We start from the raw sequence: 22,019 nt of genomic DNA, 5'->3' as shown, positions 1-22,019 counted from the left end.
CATGCGCTAGCGCCGTGACGGCATGGCCCTGCCGACCATCCCCCGCAACTTCAGGAAAACCGGGTCGCGCGTCAGCGGATGTCCGGCCAACAACAGGCCAGGAATCCACGTCAGCATGCAAAGCAGGATCGCCAGCGCAAACGCACCGGCAGGCATGGGCGTGCTGCGTTCAAGGCCGTAATGCCAGGCAATCGCCATCGGCGCCGCCAGGCTGACCACAGCCGCCAGTGCGCTGCGTGCCAGATTGCGTGCCCAGGCGCGCCAGTGGGTCTGCATGAATCGCGCCTTGGCCGCGTACAGCAATGGCACCTGCAGCAGCAACGCCAGCAGCAGCGCAATGGCGCAGGCGAGCATGGAGCGGAACCACAGCGCCGCCACGATGACCATGGCCGCCCGCAGCGGCTGCCAGAGCAGTTCGACCTTGGTCAGCAGGTCGATCCGGCCGGCCGCCAGCATCAGCGGGTTGATCAGGTTGGCCGTGGCTGCCACGGCCCCGCACAGGCAGTACCAGGGCACCAGCGTCGCGGCGGCATCCCACTGGCTGCCGAACAGCAGCCTCAGGGTTTCGAGCGCGTAGAGGCTGACGAAACCGTAGAAAGGCCAGGCGGCCGCCGTGACATGGGTGACGCCCATCATGTACTGGGCCTCAAGATCCTGCCCCTCGCGCACGGCCTTGGCGTAGGCGGGATAGGCCACGTTGCGGATGGCCGTCATCACGTCACGGTGGAACAACTGCATCAGCCCCTGCGCCTTGCTGAGGATGGCAACGGGCTCGAAGCCCATCAGCTTGCCGACGGCAAGATCGTTCACGTCCATCGAGATGGAGGTGATCACGCCGGTCAGCGAACTCTGCGCACCAAAGCCCAGCAGGCGGCGCCACGCCTTCAGGTTCGGCCTCAGCCTGGCGCTGTCGGGGCGGGCGATCCATGCCCCCACGCAATTGGCGGCGTTGGTGACCACGGAACCGATGGCCAGCGACATCACGCCGTGGCCGGCCCATGCGAGCCCGATGCTGACGATGGCGCCCAGGGCCGCGCTGGACAGGCCGATGACCGCCAAGGCCCGGAAGGCCATCTCGCGCCGCAGCAGGGCCAGCGTCACTGTCGCAAATGGCAGCAGCAGGAAGTTGAGTGAGCAGACCCACAGGGTGTCGCGCACCAGGTGCTCCCCGTAGAAGCCAGCGATGGCAGGCGCCGCAACGGCGACCACCAGGAACAAGCCCCCGCCCAGCAGCAGCGACAGCCCAAAGGCCGTGCTCAGCGAGTCCTGCTGGAGTTCCTTCTCCTGGATGACGTAGTTCACCACCCCGAAGTCGCGCAGCACCTGAGCGACGCCGATGACGGACAGGCTGACCGAGAAGATGCCCACCTGCTCCGGCGACAGCAGCCGTGCCAGCAGCACATTGCTGCCCAGCGCAATGACGATGCTGAGCCAGCGTTCGATGAACGAGAAAGCCAGCGCCCGGCGAACGCCTTTGCCGCTGTCGGTCACCCCGCGACCGCCTTGTCCAGGATGCGTGCCATCTGTTGGGCCGTGGCGGCTCGCGTGTAGGCGAACACGCGCTCGGGACGCGGCGTCGAGAAGCCCGTCAGGCCCCGGCCGGCGCACAGGTCGGCCAGCACGCCGGCGGCGGCTTCGACATCGTCAGGCAGGACCAGCTGGCCGCCGCCCACGTCTTCGATGACCCGCGCCACTTCGCTGCCCGGCAGCGTGGCGGCCAGGATGGGGCGGCCGCTACCGACATATTCGAACAACTTGCCCGGCAGGGACGCCATGGCGAAGAAGCCGTTGGACACGGGCAGGAAGACCATGTCCGACTCGGTCATCAGGCGCAGCGCCGTCGCGTGCGTGACGCGCCCATGCTCGTGCACGATGTCCTGCACGCCAAACTCTTTTGCAGGGCCAGGCGGGAAGCCGGCCGTGTCGACGCGCAAACGCTCCAGGCCGGGCGCACCGCTCTCCTTCAAGCGCTTCAAAGCCTGGTAGAGCAGGTCCGGCCCGTAACCCGGCCGCCAGACGCCGGTGTAGCTGACGCGCACCAGGCCATCGCCCGGCGGCGCCGGCAAGCCGGCAAAGTCGGCGGGCACGAAGCCGTTGGTGATGCACTGCATGTCATCACGGCCGTTGTCCTTCTGCATCGTGCGCGTCAGCGTCTCGGTGGTCGTGACCACGGCCGCAGCCTTGGCCGCGGCCATGCGCTCCAGCCGCGGACTGAACCAGCGCTGCAGCCGGCTTTCCGTCTCCCAGGCCACCGTGTTGCTGGGTCGCCAGGGGTCGCGGTAGTCCAGCACATAGGGAAGGCCAGTGCGCTTGGCGACATCGTGCGCCACCAGGAAGGAGGTCCAGGGCGAGCCCGTCGCCAGGATGGCGTCGAAGGGCGTCTCGCGATGCGCCTGCAACGCCGCTGCCACGGCTTCGCTGCGCCAGGTTGCGGCATCGTCGGGGACGGCCCACAACTGGTCCAGGCGCCAGGTCAGCCCTTCGACGACGCGCTGACGCAGGCTGGTCGGCACCAGGCGGCCCAGGTTGCGGGCCCAGCGGCCGCTGGCATGCGGCACCGGCAGCACGCGAGTGCCCGGCCTGACCTCGTCCAGCAGTTTGTCGTCGCGGTCTCGCGGCTTGGGGTTGGCAAACGAAATGACGGTCGGCTGCCAGCCATAGTCCGGCAGGTTGTTCGCGAACTCGAGTGAACGGCGCGTTCCCGAATTCGCAAACGGCGGGAACATATAGGCGATGAAGAGCAGCGAACGCATGGGAATTCTTTTCAAGAGACCGCGCTGGCGTCGCTGCGGGCCAGGTTGTTCATCAGCCGCATGCCGAACTTGATCCGCCCCCGATCCCAGGGCGTGAAGCGGGGAATCTGGAAGACGTCGTCGCTGCGAGTCGCTGCGGCCCAGCGCGTCGACACGGCCGCATCAAACCCCAGCTCGCGCACGATGGCCGGGTGAACGTCGGGCAGGTAGTCGGTGCCAGGCTTGCCGTTGGGGTAGGCGAACAGGCCGACCTTCTCGCCCAGCAGCGCCTGCAGCACATCGCGGCTGCGGCCGATCTCGTCGCCCGCCTGTTGCGTATCGATGGAGGCCAGGATGGGATGGCTGACCGTGTGCGCGCCGATCTGCATGCCGGCACGGTGCAGGCCACGCACCTGATCACTGCTCATCATCAGGTCGTTGGGAGGACTCACCTCGGCACGCACGGCGATGGCGTCCACGCAGGCCAGGCGCGACTCGGGCGGCAGGTATTTGACCCGCTCGATCAGTCGGCCGAGCGCGGCGCGCCGGCCGGCGGTATCGCCCAGCGCGTGCTGGCCCAGGTCGTCACCCTGGGCATCGCTCAGGCCGCGCAGATCCAGCGTCGGCAGCGCACTCAGGCGTACGGATTCGATCAAGGTGTCGTTCCACATGCGCCCGCCATCCAGGAAGCCCGTGGCGACGAAGAAGCTGCAGGGCAGCCCGTGCTTGCGCAACAGCGGCAAGGCCACGTCGTGGTTGTCGGCATAACCGTCGTCGAAGCTCAGCGCCGCGGCACGCGACGGCAGGCTGCCTTCATGCAGCTGGTGGATCGCCGTGTCCAACGGCAGCACGTTGAACCAGGACTTGATCCAGCCCAGCAGCTCGTCGAAGCGCGCCGCATCGACCTCGTCAGGAAAGAGCGGATCGGGCTGCGGCAGCACGCGGTGAAAGATCAGCACGCTCAGACGGCCGCGCGCGCCGGAGGGTGACAAAAGACTGAACAGGGGTTTCATGGCTGGTCTGGTGCCTGCTTGCGCTGCCCTGGAAGCCGCTTTTTCAGGGATTCCGGCCAGTAGATGACGGGCTCTTCCTTCTCGCGCAGCCACTCCTTGCGGTCCAGCCAGCGGCGGCCGATGACGGCCAGCACGAGCAGGTTATAGGGCAGGTCCCAGTAGCTCAGACTCAGGAAGGCGCCGCCCACCGCATACCCTGCCAGACTCACCTGCAGCATGCCGCCGAGATCGGACAGCCATTGGGTCTGCGGCTGCGCTCGCCCCTTGACGCGCAGCGTGCCCGCCGTGAACCAGACCATCGTGAACAGCACCAGGAACAGGATCAAACCCAGGATGCCCTGCTCGCCGAGCACCTGGAAATAGATGCTGTGGGCGGCGTGGACGTCGTTGGGGTCGGGCGCATAGACCGTGAAGATGGGGCCGACCCAGATCATGAAGCCACCACCGAAGAAATTGGCCTTGGCCAGGTTCCAGGCCATCCACCAGGCATTGATGCGGCCCATGGCCGACTCGTCTTGCTGGTAGGTCTTGATGGTGTTCATGCGCTCCCACCATTCGGCCGGCATCACCGACAGCAGTGCCAGGGCCACCACGACAGTGACGACGGCGCCCACCACCTTCTTCTTGCCACGCCACCAGAGCACCAGCGCCATCACGGCAATGGCCAGCAATGCACCGCGTGAATGGCTACCGAGCGCCGCCATGGCCATCAGCACCATGCAGATGGTCATGGTCGTCTTGGCCCATTTGGCCTGCATCTGCATCTGCAGGAAGCGCATCAGGGGAATGACGATGACGATGGCCAGCGCCACCTCGTTGTTGCCTTCGATATAGGTGTTCTCCGGCCCCCAAACCCGGTAGCTGCCACCGGTGGCAAGCGTGAAAGCCCCGCCCTTGACCCCGAAGAAGCCAATGGAGATGACCAGCACCCAGGTGAGCAGCATCATGTGCCGCTTGCTGTGCAGCAGCACCATGGCCACCAGGATCATCAGGTCAATCTTCATGACCCGCTTCCACAGATCGAACGACTCGTCGAAGATCATCGAGAACGGCAGCGTGATGCACATCCACACCATGAACACCATCAGCACGATGCCCTCGCGGCTCTGGGAGTAGTCGCGCCGGTCCCGCGTGATGAACAGGCCGACCAGCGTGGCGCCGCCGATGGCGGCCGCGAAAGGCATGGTCTTCAGCGTCCAGGTCAACTGGTGCGGATTCATGATGCTGAGCCAGGTCCAGCCCAGGATGCCGATCCAGGGGCGCCGAAAGGCCTGCAGGATGACAAAGCCGAGAATGGCAAGCAGAACGATTTCACGCATGGCAGGCCTCCCCGGCGGCCACCGCCTGCATCAGCGCGGCGAGTTGCGCCGCGCTGGCATCCCAGGCATAGGCCTGCGCCGTGCGGCGCACGATTGCGCGGTCCACGTCGCGGGCCAGCCAGCGCTGCACGGCCTCGGCAATCGCGGCAGCGCTGCGCTCGCGCAGCAGCTCGCCGGCTTCGGGCACACCGGCCAGCACCTCCGGGATGCCGCCGACGGCCGTGGCGAGCGCGGGCGTGCCGCAGGCCAGCGCTTCCAGCAGCGCGTTGGGCAGGCCTTCGCGGCTGGAGGGCATCACGAACAGGTCCGCCGCCGCGTACCAGCGCGCGAGGTCGGCATGAGCGACAGCCCCCAGCAGGCGCACGCGGCCGGCGAGGCCATGGCGGGCCACCAAGGCCTCGAGGGACTCGCGCTCCGGCCCTTCGCCGGCGATGGCCAGTTGCAGTCGCGGATGGGATGCGCTCAACAGTTGCACGGCCTCGATCAGCAGCGCATGGCCCTTCAGCTCGATCAGGTTGCCCACCGCAAGCAGCAGCGGCGCGTCATCCAGGCCAAGGCCGGCGCGTGCATCCTGCGGGGACAGCGGCGCGAAGCGGTCCAGATCCACGCCGTTGCGGATGGTGTGCAGCTTGCGCGCCGGCACGCCCCAGCCATGCAGCACGTCCACCAGCGCCTGGCTGACGCCGACACAGGCCGACGCCTGCTCGCAGGCCTGCAGCATGCGGGCACGGGCACGGGCGTTCTGGCCGATCAGGTTCAGGTCGGAGCCGCGCGCGGTGATGACGAGAGGCTTGCCGAAATGACGCGACAGCGCAGCGGCGGCAACGCCATCGGGATAGAAATAGTGCGCATCGATGAGGTCGAAGGCCATCGCCTCACGCTCGACACAGGCAATGGCAGCACGCGCCATCGCATCGGGCTGCATGGCCATGCCGATCTTGGGCAGCATCAAATAGCGCGGATGGTGCACCTGCTGACCCTGCCAGGTCTCCTGTCGCGGCGTGCGCGCCCATTCGGCATAGTCGCCAAACCGATCGGCCGTGAACGGGAACCAGGGCACTGGTGCGATGACCTGCGCGTCGAAGCCGTGCCGCTGGCGCAGCTCGCGCAAGCGCGCGGCGACGAACAGGCCGTGGCGCGGGCGAGCGCTGCTCGGGTACAGCGACGAGAACGTCAGCAGCCGCATCAACCAACCAGTCGGGTATAGGGCTCGACGTAGTTCGACACCGAGCGCGTCCAGTTGCGCTCGGTCTCGACGAAGCGCCGCCCCGCCGCGCCGATGGCCGGCCACAGCTCGCGCTTGGCCAGCATGTCCAGCGCGGTGGTGGCCAGTGCCTGGGCAGAGCCGGCCTTGAACAGGCGCCCCGTCTCGCCGTCGCGGATCAGCTCACGATGGCCGCCGACGTCCGAGGCCAGCATCACGCGTGACTGGGCCATGGCTTCCAGCGGCTTCAGCGGCGTGACGAGCTCGGTCAGCCGCATGGCGTGGCGGGGGTAGACCAGCAGGTCCACCAGGTCGTAATAGCGCGTGACCTCGGCATGCGGCACGCGGCCGATGAACAGCACATGGTCCTGCAGCCCCAGGCGCGCGGCCTGGGCCTTCAGCGCCGCTTCCTGCGGGCCGCCGCCGACCAGCAGCACGCGCACATCGGGCCGCTGCTGGACGATGGCCGGCAGCGCGTCCAGCAACAGGTCCAGGCCCTCGTAGGCGTAGAAGCTGCCGAGGAAACCGAGAACAGTGCAGCCCGTCAGGCCCAGCTGCGCCTGCAGGGCCGGGTCGGCCTGGCCGCCGGGCGTGAAGGCCTCGATGTCGACCGCGTTCGGGATGACGGTGACGCGAGCGCTCGGGATGCCGCGCGCCACGATGTCGCTGCGCAGGCCCTCGCAGATCGTGAAGACGTGGTGGGCGCGGCGCAGCGCCCGCGTTTCCAGCCAGCGCGTGAGGCGGTAGCGCGCACTGCCCTCGCGCGTGGTGCCGTGGTCGACCGCGGCGTCTTCCCAGAAGGCACGCACCTCGTACACGACCGGGATGCCCAGTCGGCGACCGACCCGCTCCGCCGGCAGCCCGTTCAGCACCGGCGAATGGGCGTGGATGACTTGGGGCCGCACCTGGCGCGCCACCGCTTCCAGCCGCGCCTCCAGGGCCTGCATGAGGCGGTACTCGCCCAGGCCCGGCAGCGCGCCCGCGGGCACGGTGGGCGTGCGGTAGAAGTGCCAGCCGTCGACATCGTCTTCCAGCGCGCCGTCGGCCTTCGCGGCGAGGCCGGCACTGTGCTTGGGGCTGGTGATGTGGAAGGTCTCCCAGCCCAGCGCGCGCTGTCCTCTCAGCAGGGACAGTGACCTGAAGGTGTAGCCCGAATGCAGTGGGATCGAATGATCGAACACATGCAGCACTCTCATGCCACGGCCTCCGGCACCGGCAGGCCGATGGAATCGGGCGCATCGACCACCTGGCGCAGGAAGGCCTCGAACATCATCAACGTCCACAGCGGCGCGCTGAAGTCGCTCTGGCCGTTCTGATGACGGTCCACCAGGCGCTGCAACTCATCCCGGTTGAACCAGCCCGTGTCGGCCAGGCGCTCGCCCAGCACGGCCTCACGCACGCGCTCGCGCAAGGGCCCACGGAACCAGCGCGCCAGCGGCACGGCGAAACCCATCTTGGGGCGGTAGAGCACGTCGTTCGGCAGCAGGGGCTCCATGGCCTTCTTGAACAAGAACTTGCCTTCGCCATCGCGCAGCTTCAGGTGCGAGGGCAAGGTAGCCAGCCACTCCACCAGCTTGTGGTCCATCAGCGGCTCGCGCACCTCCAGGCTGTGCGCCATGGAAGCCCGGTCGACCTTGGTGTTGATGTCGCCGACGAGGTAGGTCTTGGTGTCCAGGTACTGGATCATGGCCAGCGGGTCTTCGGTGCCGGCGTTGGCGGCATGGCGCTCGAAGACCGAGAACGCGTCGTAGCCGGCCAGCTCGCGCTTGAGCTTGTCCGAGAACAGCGCCGCGCGCATCGGCCCGCGCAGGATGGACATGGAGTGGAAGTAGGCCTGCACGCTGGTGCGCGCCAGGCCTTCGAAGGTCGTCTTGGCGCGCACGAAGCGCGGCGCCCAGTCCATCTTGGGATAAAGGTTGCCCAGCGTGCCGAACAGCGGCTTGCGCAGCCCATGCGGCATGGCGGCGCGCAGCCGCTCCTCCATCATGTGCAGGCGGTAGCGGCGGTAGCCGCCGAAGCTTTCGTCGCCGCCGTCGCCGCTGAGGGCCACCGTGACGTGCTGGCGCGCCAGTTGGCTGACGCGGTAGGTCGGGATGGCGGAGCTGTCCGCATACGGCTCGTCGTAGAGGCGGGCCAGCGTGTCGATGAGGTCGAAGTCGTCGCTCGCCACCGTCTGCACGCGGTGGTTGGTGTGATAACGGTCGGCCACCATCTGCGCGAACTCGACCTCGTTGAACTTCGGATCGTCGAAGCCCATGGAGCAGGTGTTGACCGGCATGTCGCCCTGCAGTCCCGCCATCACGGCCACCACGGCGCTCGAATCCACGCCGCCGCTCAGGAAGGCACCCAGCGGCACCTCGGCCTTGAGCCGCAGCGCCACGGCCTCCTTCAGGCGCTCGCGCAGCTCCTGCTCGGCATCGGCCTGGGAGATGGGGTTGTCCAGCGTGAAGCGCACGTCCCAGTAGGGCTGGGGCTGACGCGGGCTCTCACCGCGCTTCCACAACAGGCGGTGGCCCGGCTCCAGCTTGCGCGCCGCCTTGAAGACGGTGCGCGGGTCGGCCGCGTAGCCCAGCGCGAAATACTCCTCGACGGCATGCGGGTCGAGGTCGCGCGGCATGCCGCCATGCGCCAGCAGGCTCTTCAGCTCGGAGCCGAACAGCAGCCAGCCATCGTCGAGCAGCGCGTAGTGCATGGGCTTGACGCCCAGGCGGTCGCGCGCCATGAAAAGGCAATCGCGGCGACGGTCATGCAGCGTGAACGCGAACATGCCGCGCAGGTGCAGCACGCAGTCCTCGCCCCACTGCTCCCAGGCGCGCACGATGGTCTCGCTGTCGCTCTTGGTGCGGAAGTGGTGGCCCAGCGCGCGCAGCTCGACCATCAGCTCCTGGTAGTTGTAGATCTCGCCGTTGAAGACCAGGGCGACGCTGCGGTCGTCGTTGAAGATGGGCTGCTGGCCGGTCGCGATGTCGATGACGGACAGGCGCCGGTGACCCAGGCCCAGGCCGGGCTCGATGTGCAGCTCACCCTCGTCGGGGCCGCGGTGGTGCTGGGATTCGTTCATCCGGTGCAGCCGCTGGCGCTCGGGGAGGCGTTGGCCGCGGGTGTCGAACAAACCGGTGATGCCGCACATGAAGAGTTCAGCCCATTGAAAGACGCCGCGCAAAAGCGCGGCTAAAGACGGATTCTTACCGAGCTTGGCCGCCGCGCCGGCCTTGGCGGGCAGGCAGCGTGACGTCGCACACGACTACCCCCCTGTACGAGGGGCCTCCCCAGCGTACAACTGCGCATAGGCGGACAGCATGCCATCGAGGCTGAACTGCTCGCGGGCGCGCCGCAGCGAGGCCGCGGCGAGGCTGGCGCGCAGGCCGGGGTCGTCGACGAGGCGGGCCAAGGCGGCGGCCAGGGCCGCGCTGTCGGCCGCCGGCACCAGCAGGCCGTTGACGCCCTCCTCCACCAGCTCCGGATTGCCCCCCACATCGGTCGCCACCGGCACGCAGCCGCAGGCCATGGCTTCCAGCAAGGTGTTGCTGATGCCTTCGGCCTGCGACGGCAGCGCAAAGATGTCGACCTGGGGCAACAACTGGGCGACGTCGCTGCGATCCCCGGGCAGCCAGGCCTGGTCCGCCGCGCCGGCCTGCGCCAGCCGCTCACGCGCGGCTTCGAGCAGCGGGCCGCCCCCCAGCATGGCCAGCCGCAACCGGGGCCAGGCAGCCGGGCAGAGGTCGCGCAGACGCAGGAAGGCGTCGACGAGATTCAAGGGGTCCTTGACCGTCTGCATGCGCCCCACGGCGCCGATGACCAGATGCTCACCGCGCCGGAAGGGCCAGGCTCCGATTCCTTCGGGCACGCCGACAGCGGGTGCGAAGCGCCGCGTGTCGACGCCATTGCAGATGCGCTGCACGCGTCGCGCCGGGAAGCCGACGGGACCGGTCAGATAGGTCTCGATCGCGCGCGACAGCGCGACGAAGCGGTGGGCGGGCGTGCCGTAGACGCGCCGGATCAACTGGTTGCGACGACTGACGCCGCCCAGGTCGTCCATGTCCCAGCCATGCTCGCTGTGGATGCGCAGCGGCACGCGCGCCGCCCAGGCTGGCCACTGGAACTCCATCGCGCCGATATTGCGTGTGTGCAGCACCGCCGGGCGCAGTTCGCGCAGCAGCTTGTAGACCTGCGGGTAGATCCAGAAGCCCTGCCCCGGCGGCTTGCGCAGCTCGATGAACCGGGTGCCCGGCGCCTTGACGCGATCCTTGAAGGCGGTGATCTCGGTCACCGCCACCACGGCGTGCCGAAACTGCGGCGTGTGGTTGATGATGTTGACGACACCGTTCTCCAGCCCGCCGGTGTCGAAGCGGTTCAGCAGATGCACGACCAGCGGTCGCGCATCCGTGCTGATTGCTGGGGTCACAGACGCCAGAGGCGGAAGCCCGCGCCGAGCAGCGCCTTGGCGTCGAACGCGGCCTTCACGTCGATGAAGGCGCCGCCCTTGACGAGCTTCTTGCCGATGTCGGCGAGGCTCAAGGCGGCGTACTCACTGTGCGACACGGCGGCCACGATGGCGTCGGCCTGCGGCAGGTCGTCGAAAGGCATCAGGCGCACGCCGTACTCGTGCATGGCTTCCTCGGCCTCGGCCTGCGCGTCGGTCACGAAGATCTCGACGCCATAGGTCTTGAGCTCGTTGATGATGTCGATGACCTTGGAGTTGCGCAGGTCGCCGCAGTTCTCCTTGAAGGTCAGGCCCAGCACGTTGATGCGGGCGCCCTTGACGTGGCTGCCACTGGCGATCATCTGCTTGATGGTCTGCTCGGCGATGAACTTGCCCATGCCGTCGTTGATGCGGCGACCCGCCAGGATGACCTGCGGGTGGTAGCCCAGCATGTCGGCCTTGTGGGTCAGGTAATAGGGGTCGACACCGATGCAGTGGCCGCCCACCAGGCCCGGCTTGAACTTCAGGAAGTTCCACTTCGTGCCGGCGGCTTCCAGCACCTCGGAGGTGTCGATGCCGAGCTTGTCGAAGATGATGGACAGCTCGTTCATCAGCGCGATGTTGAGGTCGCGCTGGGTGTTCTCGATGACCTTGGCGGCTTCCGCGGCCTTGATGCTGGACGCGCGATGCACGCCCGGGACGATGATCTTCTCGTAGACCTTGGCAACCTTGTCGAGCGTCTCGGGCGTGTCGCCGGAGACGATCTTCAGGATCTTGGTCAGCGTGTGCTCCTTGTCACCCGGGTTGATGCGCTCGGGGCTGTAGCCGACGAAGAAGTCCTGCTTCCACTTCAGGCCGGATTCGCGCTCCAGCACGGGGATGCAGACCTCCTCGGTCGCACCCGGGTAGACGGTGCTCTCGTAGACGACGATGGCGCCCTTCTTCATGTTCCGGCCGACGCTGGTCGACGAGCCGATCAGCGGGCGGAAGTCAGGGATGTGGGCCTCGTCCACCGGCGTGGGCACGGCCACGATGATGACGTCGGCCTCGGCCAGCATCTTGGGGTCGTCGGTATAGACCGCATGCGTGGCAGCCTGCACTTCTTCATCCGTCAGCTCGCGGCTCGGGTCCGTGCCGCGCTGGCAGGCCTCGACCTTGTTCTTGGCGATATCGAAGCCGATGGTGCGGATCTGCTTGCCGAACTCCACCACCAGGGGCAGGCCGACATAACCAAGGCCGATGACTGCGAGCGTATTCATGGGTCGTTTCTCGTTGCTGTGATTTTTCGAAGGCGCGTGATTGTCACCGCTTGGGCGTGACATCCCGATCCCGGACGTCCCGCAAAGCGGTGTCCAGCGCGGCCCAATGCTTGTGAAGGAAGTCGCGCAAAAGGGCATCGTCGGGCCCGGCAGCGGCCTTGTCGACATAGACGATGACGACGGCGGCATCGTCGCCGTGGCCCAGCAGGCTTTGCCAGGCGCCATAGAGCTTGGCTTGCCAGTCGCTGATGAATGGTTTGCCGTTGATCCAGTAGATCTGCCAGGCGCGCAGCCGCGGCGCCTGGCTGCCGTCACCGCTGATCTGGCTCAGCGCCTGACCGCGCAGGTCGGCGGTCCGCCAGGTCCGGGCATCGAGCTGATCAAGCCCCGAGGCCGTGACCGCCCATTCCTTTTCTGCCTCGGAATTGACGAACTCGTTGACGGACGTCACCAGCTGCCGACCATAGCGCTGGTCGCGGTAGTAGCCGACATACAGCCCCACCGACACACCGCCCTCGGCGGACTCGAAGCGGCCGTGCAGCGTCGACGCCGGGTTCATGAAGTGCGGCTTCCAGTTGCTCGGCGCCTCGGCAACCCAGGTCCAGCCCGGCAATGCCGGCGCTGCCAGCATCGGCTCTCCGTGGGCGCCGGCAAGCGCCAGTTGGGCGCGCACGCCCGTGGGCAGGGCCACGAAAACCAGCGCGGCGACCAGGGCCGTGGCGAAACGGTTGATCGGCTGTGCGCCCGCCCGGTCGGCCGGGGCGCCCGGTACAGGCTCGGGGTCAGGATCGGTCCAGCGCGCGCCGATCATGAACATCGCCAGCATGATGAGGCCGAAGAAGACCCAGCCGTAAATGATGTGATCCACCCCGACGGCGAGCTTGTTGCCGGACAGGTGGCCCAGCATGACGATCATGTAGGCACGCAGCCAGTTGGCGATCAGGGGCGTGACGATGGCCACGCCGACAAAGATCCAGCGCTTCTTGTTGGTGCTGTAGTTCAGGTACGCGAACAGCGTGCCCACCATGAGCGAGGCCATCAGATAGCGAATGCCGCTGCAGGCCTGCACGACAGACCAGGAGCCGGTTGGAATGACGAACTGATTACCCTCGCGAAACACCGGAATGCCGGTGCCACGCAGCGCGAGGACGGTGAAGTCGGCGGTGCGATCGATCAGCCAGGGCGTCAGGAAATCACCGAAGGGAACGGCAAAGAACAGGAAGCCCAGCGGGAAGGCGATGCGACCGGCAGCCTCCGTGCCAAGCAGCAGAGGCACCAGGGCCACGCCCATGCCCAGCAGCGCGAACTGCGTGGCCGCGTTGGCGGAGGCCAGGTCGCCCGCCAGCCAGAGCATGCCCAGCGGTGGCAAGGCCAGCAGCCACAGCGGTGACGGGCGCGGCGTGATGGAGGCCAGCTCGGCACGCCGCCGCCATACCAGCCAGGCCGAGATCGGCGGCACGACCCAGGCGTGGGCGAAGGTCTCGGAGCGGTTCCAGATCCCGACCATGGCGGCGCCGGTCGCGAAATACAGGAAGGCGAGCAGGCCCCAGGCCAGCACCAGGCCGAGCAGGGGCAGCCGCCAGGGCTTGGGCAGATGGATCACGCAGTCTCCAGATGACGGTCCAGGCCGGACAGGTGGGCATCCCAGCTGTAGGCGCCCAGCACGAAATCGCGCGCCGTTCGGCCTGCGCTGTCGGCGGCTTGGGGGTCGGTCAGCATCGCGCTGACGCGTTCGACATAGTCGGACTCGGTATCGGCCGGCTGCAGACCGGGTTGCCCGCCTGCCGTGATCGCGCGCACGCAGGTGCTGGCAGCGACAACCGGCCGCGCCATGGCCATGGCTTCGAGCACCTTGTTCTGTATGCCGCGCGCCAGGCGCAGCGGCGCGACGACGGCGGCGGCGTGCTGCAGATAGGGGCGCACGTCCGGCACGGTGCCGGTCACGTGGATGGCATCGCTCGCCAAGGCCTGCACGGCAGGCGCCGGACTGCGGCCGACGATATGAAAGCGCAGCGCCGGAAAGCGCTCGCGCAGCGCCGGCAGGATGTCACCGGCGAACCAGGTCACGGCGTCGACGTTGGGCCAATAGTCCATGGCGCCAGTGAACACCAGCGGCAGCTCATTCGCCGAGAAGGGGCTGGCGCGCGCCGCGTCCGGCGTGAAGAAATCGGCATCAACGCCGTTGCCCAGGGCCGCCAGGCGCAGGTCGCGGCCCGGGCTCAGCTCGCGGAAGAGCGCAACCTCGTTGTCGGTGACGAAGAAGCTGCAGGCGGCCTCGTCCGCCACGCGCTGCTCGAAGCCGAGCAGCTTGGCGAACTCGCGCCGGTAGAGCCAGGACATCGGCCAGGCATGCTCAGGCGCGTAATCGCGCCATTTGGCGGAGTCGACGTCGACGAAGTCCACCAGCGTCTTCACGCCCTTCAGGCCGCGGGTGTACTGGGCCATGACGCCGCTGAACACGACGATGGCATCGAAGCCCACGCGGGCGGCCGTCTCGTTGACCCAGGCCTGCAGGCCGGCGTCGCGGTAGTAGGGCAGGCTCAGCGCCTCGCCACCCAGCAGGCCGCGCAAGCTCAACAGCTTGGCGGATCGCGGGTTCAGCCGGGCGGCATGCATGCTCTTGCACAGCGCCTGAACGCGCGGCAGGTGCTGCTCGTCGTCCGGGTCGTCGATGAAGGTGCCCAGATGCACCTCGTGCCGCGCCGCCAGATGCTTGAGCAAATGGTAGGAGCGCACCTTGTCGCCCTTGTTGGGCGGGTAAGGCAAGCGGTGGACGAGGTAGAGGATCTTCAAGGTCAGCACCGCCCGGCCGCCCGAAGGCGCTGACGCGCCCCCTCGGGGGGCAGTGAACGAAGTGAGCGTGGGGGCATGCTCATCTCAGCCCAGGTTCTTGACGATGAAGGGCCCGAGCCAGTTGGCAAAGCCGATGGGCAGCTTGCGCCAAGCCTTGATCATCAGCTGGTACTTCGGGTTGTTCGGGTTGTTCTGGGGAATCGCGTCGCGCTTGAACAGCCGGTACTCGTAGCTCAAGGGCTGCGGCTCGAAGCCCCAGTTCTTCTTGAAGGCGTACGGCCCGGTGCCCTGCTTGCTGCGGCCGTAGTCGAAGACCTTGAGGCCGCGCGCGCAGGCGCGGCGCATCAGCTCCCAGTACTTGAAATCGTTGGCGGCGAGGTCACGCGCGGCCTCGTCGTCACCGGCGTAATAGGGCAGGCATTCGTCGCGGAAGTAGAACGTCAGCACCGTCGACAGAGGCTTGCCGTCGGGGCCGGTGACGGTCAGCACTTCGGCATCGGAGCCGAATTCGTCCAGCAGCGCCTGGAAATACTTCTTGGGCATGGCCGGCGTGCCGTGGCGGTGCACGTTGTCGGCGTAGAGGTCGAAGAAGCGGTCGACATTCGCGTCGATGTCGGCCTTCAGCTCGTTCTTGATGCCCTTGCGCACCATGGCGCGCTGCTTGCGCGGGATGGCCAACATATTGGCCTCCTCGTCGGCCAGGATCTCCTTGCGGAAGGTCACATAGAGGTCCTGGCGCGGCCAGTCAGCGTGGCGGGTGGGACCCAGGTTGCGGTACTCCAGGTGCTCGGCGCCCTGCCCTCTGGCGATCTTCTCGGCCTCGGCTTCAAGCGCCGCCGTGGCCTCGTCGTTCAGCGCCGCGACGCCGCCATAGACGCCGAACGGCAGGCTCGTGACCGAATGGCCGAACAGCCGGCTCTTGACCTCGGCCAGCGGCAGCACGCCCTCGATGAGGCCATCACGTTCGGCATAGAGGAAGAAGCCTTTGTGGCCGAACACCGACTCGATGATGCGCAGCCAGCCGCTGCGATGGAAGAAGGTCGCCTGCGGGTGGGCGAAGACGAACTCGTCCCAACGCGCGGACACAGCCTTGTCTTGCGCGGCGAGGCGCGCAATGCGAAGAGAGCTGCTCATTCAGACGGGGGTCAGCGAGGGCGCCGGAGCGCGCGGGCTGGCCTCGCGGCCGAGGAAGATCTCGTCCATCCGGCCCCAGCGGAAATCGCCGAGCAGGCGCGCGATGCGGTCGTGGGTGCGCGGGATGTTGACGTAGTGGCGGAAGCGCGTCTTGGCATTGATGCCAGGGATGCGCGGCTGCTCGGCGTCGATCTCCCAGGGGTGGAAGTAGAAGACGGCCGGCTCGCCGTCGATCTCGTTGACGCGGCGGATCATCCAGCGCGACAGCGCATAGGGCAGCAGCCGGAAGTAGCCGCCGCCGCTGCTGGGCAGATTGCGCGAGCCCATGCGAACGGTGGTCACCGGGATCTCGAGCAGGCCTTCGCGCACAGGGTAGGCGAAACGCGGCGAGTCGGGCATGCCGTAGTGGTCGTGAGCGATGGGGTAGACGCTGCTGGAGTAGCGGTAGCCGGCATCGCGCAGCACGTCGAAAGCCCAGAGGTTGGACTTGCCGATGGAGAAGCTGGGCGCGCGGTAGCCCACGACGGGCACGCCGCCCAGGTCTTCCAGCATCTTCTTGGCGCGGCTGATGTCGTCCAGGAAGGCGGTGGGGCTCAAGTCGCTGGCGCGCTCATGGCCGTAGCCGTGGCTGGCCAGTTCATGGCCGCCGGCCACGATGGCCTTCACCACCTGCGGATAGCGCTCGGCGATCCAGCCCAGCGTGAAGAAGGTGGCCTTGACGTTCTTCTCGGCCAGCAGCGCCAGGATGCGCTCGATATTGCGCTCGACGCGGCACTCCAGGCCGTTCCAGTCCTCGCGGCGGATGTAGGGCGCGAAGGCGGAGACCTGGAAATAGTCTTCCACGTCAATGCTCATCGCATTGCGCAGGGCCGGGGTCTTGGTGGGCATCAGCATGATCAGGACTCCATCAATGCTGCTTCACGGCGTCCACCAGCTTCTGCAGCAGCGCCAGCGTCTGCAGATTGATGCGCTCCAGGCGCATCATGCTCCGCTCCAGGCGCTGCAGGCGGTCGGTGTGGTGGTCGGCGCTCAGCGCAGCGATCTCGGTGGACAGGCCATCAACCTCGGCGACGCTCAGCTTCAGTTTGGAGATGTCCAGCGCGCCTGGCGCACTGTCCAGCGCGCCGGGGCGGCTGTCCGGCAGCCTGGCGGGCACGCTGTCCAGCGGGCTGGCGTCGCTGTGGCGCGGCGTCTCGCTTTCCTGGGCGATGTCGCGCAGCACTTCCTTCACATCGGCCAGCGTCAGATGGCTGCGGCCCTGCATGAAGCCCAGCAGCAGCAGGCGGTCGCAGAGGCGGTTGATGCGGCGCGGGATGCCGTTGCTGGCCTTGTGGATGGCCGGGAAGGCATCGTGGTCGAAGGTGGGCTTGCCGGTGGAGCCCGCGCACTTCAGGCGGTGCTCCATGTAGCGCTGGGTCTCGTCCTCGTCCATGGGGCCGATGTGGCAGGTCGCCGCGACGCGCTGGCGGAACTGCTCCATCTCGGGCTTCTGCAGGATGCCGCGGAACTCGGGCTGGCCGACCAGGAAGGTCTGCAGCAGCGACTGGTTGGCGAACTGGAAGTTGGACAGCATGCGCAGCTCTTCGACCGCGCGGGCGGTGAGGTTCTGCGCCTCGTCGACGATGAGCAGGCAGCGCTTGCCCTGCGTGACCTGGTTGACGAAGAAGGCTTCCAGCGTCATCAGCAGCTCGGACTTGGGCGCGTCCTTGACGCGCACGCCGAAGGCCGCGCCCACCATGCGCAGCGTGTCCTCGGCATCGAGCTGGGTCGTCACGACATTGCCGATGACGACGTTGCTGCGGTTCAGGCTGTCCAGCAGGCCACGCAGCAGCGTGGTCTTGCCGGCACCGATCTCGCCGGTGATGACGATGAAGCCGTCATTGCGCAGCACGCCATAGTCCAGGTAGGCCTTGGCCCGGCGATGCTGCTTGCTGCCGTAGTAGAAGTTCGGGTCGGGGCTGAGCTGGAAGGGCTTGCTGCTCAAGCCATAGAAGGCTTCGTACATGTCAGTGGCGCCCGGCCGCCCGTAGCCACTGACACGCCCCCTCGGGGGGCAGCTGGCAGGGCGAGCTTGGGGGCGTTTTCATTTAAAACTGTTGGGTCAGGTTGGCGTAGACCGCATTCTCGGAGTACGGCGTGAAGCCTTCAAAACGGCTGTGCCGAGCGCCGAGCTGCATGCTGATGCGCGTGCCCAGGCGGGTATTCCAGTTCGCCAGCAGGCTGGTCAACTTCGTGCGCTGGCTGCTCGAGTCACCCGAGGTCTCCTGGCGCATGGCGGTCAACGACAAGCCGGACACCGGCGTGAGCTGGTAGCTGCCCGCCAGCGAGTAGGAGCGCTGCTCGATGAGAGCGTGGCTGGCCAGATCACCTTGATTCAGGCCGCTGCCGAGTCGGGTCGTGACGGAGCGGCTGACGCTGGCCGTCACATTGCTGCGCACGCCCTGCAGCATGAAGCTGAGCATCTGGGCGTGCAGTTGGCTCGGCCCAGTGGACAGGAAGCCCACGGAGGAAGGCGCGTCGGCCGACAGGCCCAGCGCCGCCAGCGCCGCGCGCGCCATGGCGTCGCGTTTGATCGGATCAGGCTCCGACGCGAACATCAGGTAGAACAACTCGTAATTGGTGCGCACGCCGCCCGACGCACCGGTATTGCCCAGCGTGACGTTGCGGGAGTCCGAGAAGCGCCAGACCGAGTTGCGCATGCGGTGCTCGAAACTCAGACCGTGGCTGTTGCCATAGCTGTGGTGCTGCCAGTTGCCGTTGACGCGGGTGCGCGGCGTAGGCGTCCAGTCGGCGGTCACCCCCCCGGTGAAGCCGTCCTGGGGGGCACTGCTCCCACCCTGGTAGTCGTTGCGCTCCTTGCCGACGTTGACGCTGGCGACCCAGTCCGGGTTGGGTCGATAGTTCAGGCCTGCCGTCGCCGAGCTGTTGCGGTTGGACGGTGCACTCTTGGGCCGGAACTGCTGGGTGCTGGCCTGCAGATACCAGCCCAGCACGCCCGCGTTGAGCTGCGTGATGCGCAGCGAGCCGCCAGTGCTGTGGCTGTCGCCCAGGGCACTCTCGCGCACCTCGGTCATCGAGAAATTGCCGCGCAGATCCAGGCTGGCCAGCCCACCGAGCTGGCCATGCAGCAGCGGCGAAACCATCAACGTGCCGGTCTCGCGCCGGTTGGGATTGGCCAGGGCGGAGTCCTGCGTGGGCGTCGACTGCAAGCCGAACGCGGACGTGTTCTGCTGCCCGATGCTGGCCTGCACGTCGACCGACAAGGTGCGAGGGACGAGCTCGGCCTGCCCGCTTGCCGTCAGCGCGTTCTGCACGCGCGTGCCATAGCTGGTCTTCACATAGGTGATGCCATTGAGCGAATAGTCCAGGCTGCCACGCAGCGTGCCGCTGTTGCGCACGATGCTGATGCCGGGCGACAGCGTCGCGATCACCGCACCGTCCTTCTCGCGGTCGTTCAGACGCAGGTTGTCGGTCACCGTCACCGCGACGCCAAGGCGTGGCTGGATGCCGCCGCCGGAACCGGCGCCCTCACCCTGCTGGGCGTGGGCCGTCATTGCAAGGACGGCGAGGGCCAGAGGCAGATGGYGCAGCTCAGGACTGAGCCGAGTCATTACTGCCATATCCGTAGCCGTAGCCGTATCCGTAGCCGTAGCCGTAGCCATAGCCATAACCGCCGGCGGCGTTCGGGCTGGCCTGGTTGAGCAGCATCATCTTGACCGGGCAGGTCTCGATGGCGGCCAGGGCCTGCTGGACGGCGCTTTGCGCGGTCTTTTCGGCATGGACGACGATGACGATCTGCCCCATGTGCGAAGCCAGCACGCGGGACTCCGTCGTCAGCAGCAGCGGCGGCGAGTCGAAGATGATGATGCGGTCCGGATAGCGCTTGGCCATGGCGTCCAGCAAATGGCTCATGGCATCGCTGGCGAGCAACTCGGTCGCGCGGGGATGGGGCGTGCCACTCGGCAGGATGGTCAGCTTCTCGACGTTGGTCCGCAGCAAGACCTCGGACATGTCGACGCGCTCTTCCAGCACGTCCAGCAGGCCCGGCCCCTGGGTCAGGCCCAGCATGCGCAGCACCGAAGGCCGCGCCACGTCGGCATCGACCAGCATGACGGTGTTGTCCAGCTCGGCCGCGATGCTGAGCGCGAGGTTGATGGAGGTGAAGCTCTTGCCCTCGCCCGCCAGTGCGCTGGTCACCATCATCAGGTTGGCATGGTTGATCGTCGCCGCACCCTTGCCCATCGCGTTCTTGATCAGGGGGCGCTTGATGACCCGGTACTGATCGCCGGTCTGCGAACGCGGCGTATGAGGCATCAGGAATCCCTGGGCGGCCAGGGCGACGACGTCCAGCTCCACCCGCTTGGACGAGGGGTGATGACCATCGTCCTGGATAGAAATGCCCACATGAGGCCGCGGTCCTGCTGGCGCCGGCACGGCGGCGGCGGGTGGCGCCGCTACCGGCAGGACAGCCGGCGGCTGCGCCGCCACTGGCGGAGCCTGCTCATCGCCGGGCAAAACAACCCCGGCCTGTCGCAATTGCTCGAGCCGCTGGGCGGCTTGTTCGATCAAGCTCGTCATGTCAAACCACCTGCCGGCTCAGTTGAACAGCCAAGACCGTCAACGCGACGGCAAACATCGCCAGCAGGCCACCGGCCCCCGCGGAGAAGCGAATCAGCTCGACCCGCTGGCGCGCGCGATCAGCGTCCGTCACGAGGCGGGTCACGACCCCCAGGATGGGCAGCTCGACACGGGCACGCAGGTCGTTCGCATCATGGAAGACCGGACGCAGCTGGCTGGCCGCGAAGGTCGTGAAAAGGCCCACGCCCAGAGCCGCGGCCATCGCCCCGGCGAGCAACAGCAGGCGGTTCGGTGCGACGGGCTTGGGATTCGCGCGCGGCGGGTCGATGACGCGGAAGTCAGCCACCCCTGATGCCACGTCGAGTTCGCCGGAGATCGAGGCCTGCTCGCGGCGCTGCACCAGATCTTCGTAATTCTTCTTGTGGATCGCATAGTCGCGATTCAGCTGCGCCGCCTCGGCTTCGACCTGCGGCGCCGTCTTCATGGCGATCAGGGCCTGCGAATAGCGGCTGGAATACTCGTCGACCCGCGCACGCAATGCCGCCACCTGCACCTCGGTGGTCGCGACGATGCGCACCAGCTCCTGCATGGCCAGGCTGCCACCGCTGTTCTGGGCCATGGAAGCCGTCGGCACGTTCATGGCGGCCTTGCGCAGCTCGGCCAATTCCTTCTTCTTCTGCTCTTCCAGATCCTTGATCAGCTTGCGCGTCGCGATGATGTCGGGATGCTGATCGGTATAGCGTTGCAGCAGGGCATCGAGGTTGCGGCGATGCTCGGCCAGGCGCGCATCGAGTTCAGGTGTGCTGACGTTGGCGTTGGACTCCTGCATCAGGCTCTGAGCCGTCGTCTGCGTGCCACCGCGGGCCTTCTCCGCCTCCAGCTGTGCCTTGGCCGCGTCGCGCGCGTTGCCGGCCTCGCGGAACTCCAGGCGTGCGCGCTCCAGCTGGCTGCTCAACTCCGCGATATGAGCCGCGGAGTCCTTGCCATCACCGGCCATATTGGCCAGATTCTTGAGGCGGAATTCCTTGAGCCGCGTTTCGGCCTCTTCGAGCTTGGCCTCGTAGGCCTTGATCTGCTCATTGATGAAGGTCGTTGCCGTGGACGTGCCCTGGCGCGTCTGGCCCAGGCTGGATTCGACGAAGATCGATACCAGGGCCTGCACGACGCGCTTGGCCGTTTCGGGTTCGTTGTCCCGATAGCCGAGGATGTAGAGGTTGTCCCGGCCGCTGCTCTGGATGGACAGGTTGCTGGTCACCGTCTCGATGGTGGCTTCCTGCTGGGCCTTGGACTGGTTCTTCAGATCCAGATCGGCCATGCGGACGAGCTTCTCGACGTTGGGCCGGCTGATCAGCGTGCGGCTCAACATCGTCACCTGCTGCTTAGCCGAGGATGTAGAGGTTGTCCCGGCCGCTGCTCTGGATGGACAGGTTGCTGGTCACCGTCTCGATGGTGGCTTCCTGCTGGGCCTTGGACTGGTTCTTCAGATCCAGATCGGCCATGCGGACGAGCTTCTCGACGTTGGGCCGGCTGATCAGCGTGCGGCTCAACATCGTCACCTGCTGCT

17 protein-coding genes and 1 pseudogene are annotated in these 22,019 nt (G+C 67.2%); all 18 read right to left on the bottom strand.

The features are described from left to right. Nucleotides 1–6: 6 nt before the first annotated feature. Nucleotides 7–1,491 (bottom strand): oligosaccharide flippase family protein, encoded by a 1,485-nt coding sequence (locus tag AC1DW3_RS28710; RefSeq protein ID WP_477937341.1) that lies wholly within the window; start codon nucleotides 1,489–1,491, stop codon nucleotides 7–9. Beyond that, on the bottom strand, nucleotides 1,488–2,753 hold the full coding sequence (locus AC1DW3_RS28705) for a glycosyltransferase (RefSeq protein ID WP_477937339.1): 1,266 nt from the start codon (nucleotides 2,751–2,753) through the stop codon (nucleotides 1,488–1,490). Before AC1DW3_RS28705 ends, AC1DW3_RS28710 begins: the two co-directional genes overlap by 4 nt. An 11-nt stretch (nucleotides 2,754–2,764) precedes the next feature. Then, entirely contained in the window at nucleotides 2,765–3,745 is a 981-nt protein-coding gene (locus AC1DW3_RS28700) for a polysaccharide deacetylase family protein (RefSeq protein WP_477937337.1), read from the bottom strand. Further along, the gene (locus AC1DW3_RS28695) at nucleotides 3,742–5,064 is read right to left on the bottom strand and encodes a putative O-glycosylation ligase, exosortase A system-associated (protein WP_477937335.1); all 1,323 of its coding nucleotides are present in this window, start codon (nucleotides 5,062–5,064) and stop codon (nucleotides 3,742–3,744) included. Before AC1DW3_RS28695 ends, AC1DW3_RS28700 begins: the two co-directional genes overlap by 4 nt. Next, on the bottom strand, nucleotides 5,057–6,250 hold the full coding sequence (locus tag AC1DW3_RS28690) for a glycosyltransferase family 4 protein (protein WP_477937333.1): 1,194 nt from the start codon (nucleotides 6,248–6,250) through the stop codon (nucleotides 5,057–5,059). Before AC1DW3_RS28690 ends, AC1DW3_RS28695 begins: the two co-directional genes overlap by 8 nt. After that, a complete protein-coding gene (locus AC1DW3_RS28685; protein ID WP_477937331.1) occupies nucleotides 6,250–7,464 on the bottom strand; it encodes a TIGR04063 family PEP-CTERM/XrtA system glycosyltransferase in 1,215 nt (404 codons plus the stop codon). Before AC1DW3_RS28685 ends, AC1DW3_RS28690 begins: the two co-directional genes overlap by 1 nt. Then, nucleotides 7,461–9,398, bottom strand: coding sequence for an XrtA/PEP-CTERM system amidotransferase (locus AC1DW3_RS28680; protein WP_477937329.1), 1,938 nt, complete (start codon nucleotides 9,396–9,398; stop codon nucleotides 7,461–7,463). The genes AC1DW3_RS28685 and AC1DW3_RS28680 overlap by 4 nt, the downstream gene beginning before the upstream one ends. Nucleotides 9,399–9,512: 114 nt before the next feature. Continuing rightward, nucleotides 9,513–10,673, bottom strand: a complete 1,161-nt coding sequence (locus tag AC1DW3_RS28675) for a TIGR03088 family PEP-CTERM/XrtA system glycosyltransferase (protein ID WP_477937327.1) — start codon at nucleotides 10,671–10,673, stop codon at nucleotides 9,513–9,515. Further along, nucleotides 10,670–11,950 (bottom strand): nucleotide sugar dehydrogenase, encoded by a 1,281-nt coding sequence (locus AC1DW3_RS28670; RefSeq protein WP_477937325.1) that lies wholly within the window; start codon nucleotides 11,948–11,950, stop codon nucleotides 10,670–10,672. The genes AC1DW3_RS28675 and AC1DW3_RS28670 overlap by 4 nt, the downstream gene beginning before the upstream one ends. Nucleotides 11,951–11,993: 43 nt before the next feature. Continuing rightward, entirely contained in the window at nucleotides 11,994–13,553 is a 1,560-nt protein-coding gene (xrtA, locus tag AC1DW3_RS28665; RefSeq protein ID WP_477937323.1) for an exosortase A, read from the bottom strand. Continuing rightward, entirely contained in the window at nucleotides 13,550–14,752 is a 1,203-nt protein-coding gene (locus AC1DW3_RS28660) for a TIGR03087 family PEP-CTERM/XrtA system glycosyltransferase (protein ID WP_477937321.1), read from the bottom strand. Before AC1DW3_RS28660 ends, xrtA begins: the two co-directional genes overlap by 4 nt. Nucleotides 14,753–14,827: 75 nt before the next feature. Then, nucleotides 14,828–15,877, bottom strand: a complete 1,050-nt coding sequence (locus AC1DW3_RS28655) for a FemAB family XrtA/PEP-CTERM system-associated protein (protein ID WP_477937319.1) — start codon at nucleotides 15,875–15,877, stop codon at nucleotides 14,828–14,830. After that, nucleotides 15,878–16,771: an XrtA system polysaccharide deacetylase gene (locus AC1DW3_RS28650; RefSeq protein WP_477937317.1), complete on the bottom strand. Its 894-nt coding sequence runs from the start codon at nucleotides 16,769–16,771 to the stop codon at nucleotides 15,878–15,880. It abuts the gene before it with no gap. 13 nt (nucleotides 16,772–16,784) lie between these two features. Further along, nucleotides 16,785–17,882 (bottom strand): XrtA/PEP-CTERM system-associated ATPase, encoded by a 1,098-nt coding sequence (locus tag AC1DW3_RS28645; RefSeq protein ID WP_477937316.1) that lies wholly within the window; start codon nucleotides 17,880–17,882, stop codon nucleotides 16,785–16,787. 82 nt (nucleotides 17,883–17,964) lie between these two features. Next, entirely contained in the window at nucleotides 17,965–19,488 is a 1,524-nt protein-coding gene (locus AC1DW3_RS28640; protein WP_477937314.1) for a TIGR03016 family PEP-CTERM system-associated outer membrane protein, read from the bottom strand. Next, nucleotides 19,469–20,455 (bottom strand): XrtA-associated tyrosine autokinase, encoded by a 987-nt coding sequence (locus AC1DW3_RS28635; RefSeq protein WP_477937312.1) that lies wholly within the window; start codon nucleotides 20,453–20,455, stop codon nucleotides 19,469–19,471. The genes AC1DW3_RS28640 and AC1DW3_RS28635 overlap by 20 nt, the downstream gene beginning before the upstream one ends. 1 nt (nucleotide 20,456) lies before the next feature. Then, nucleotides 20,457–21,821, bottom strand: a complete 1,365-nt coding sequence (locus AC1DW3_RS28630) for an XrtA system polysaccharide chain length determinant (RefSeq protein ID WP_477937310.1) — start codon at nucleotides 21,819–21,821, stop codon at nucleotides 20,457–20,459. A 13-nt stretch (nucleotides 21,822–21,834) separates the two neighbouring features. Then, nucleotides 21,835–22,019, bottom strand: a pseudogene (locus AC1DW3_RS28625) (XrtA system polysaccharide chain length determinant); the annotation flags it as partial.

Source organism: Roseateles sp. P2_H4 (assembly GCF_056403315.1).
Note: the sequence above shows the minus strand (reverse complement) of the source record. Positions and strands in the feature narration are given on the sequence as shown.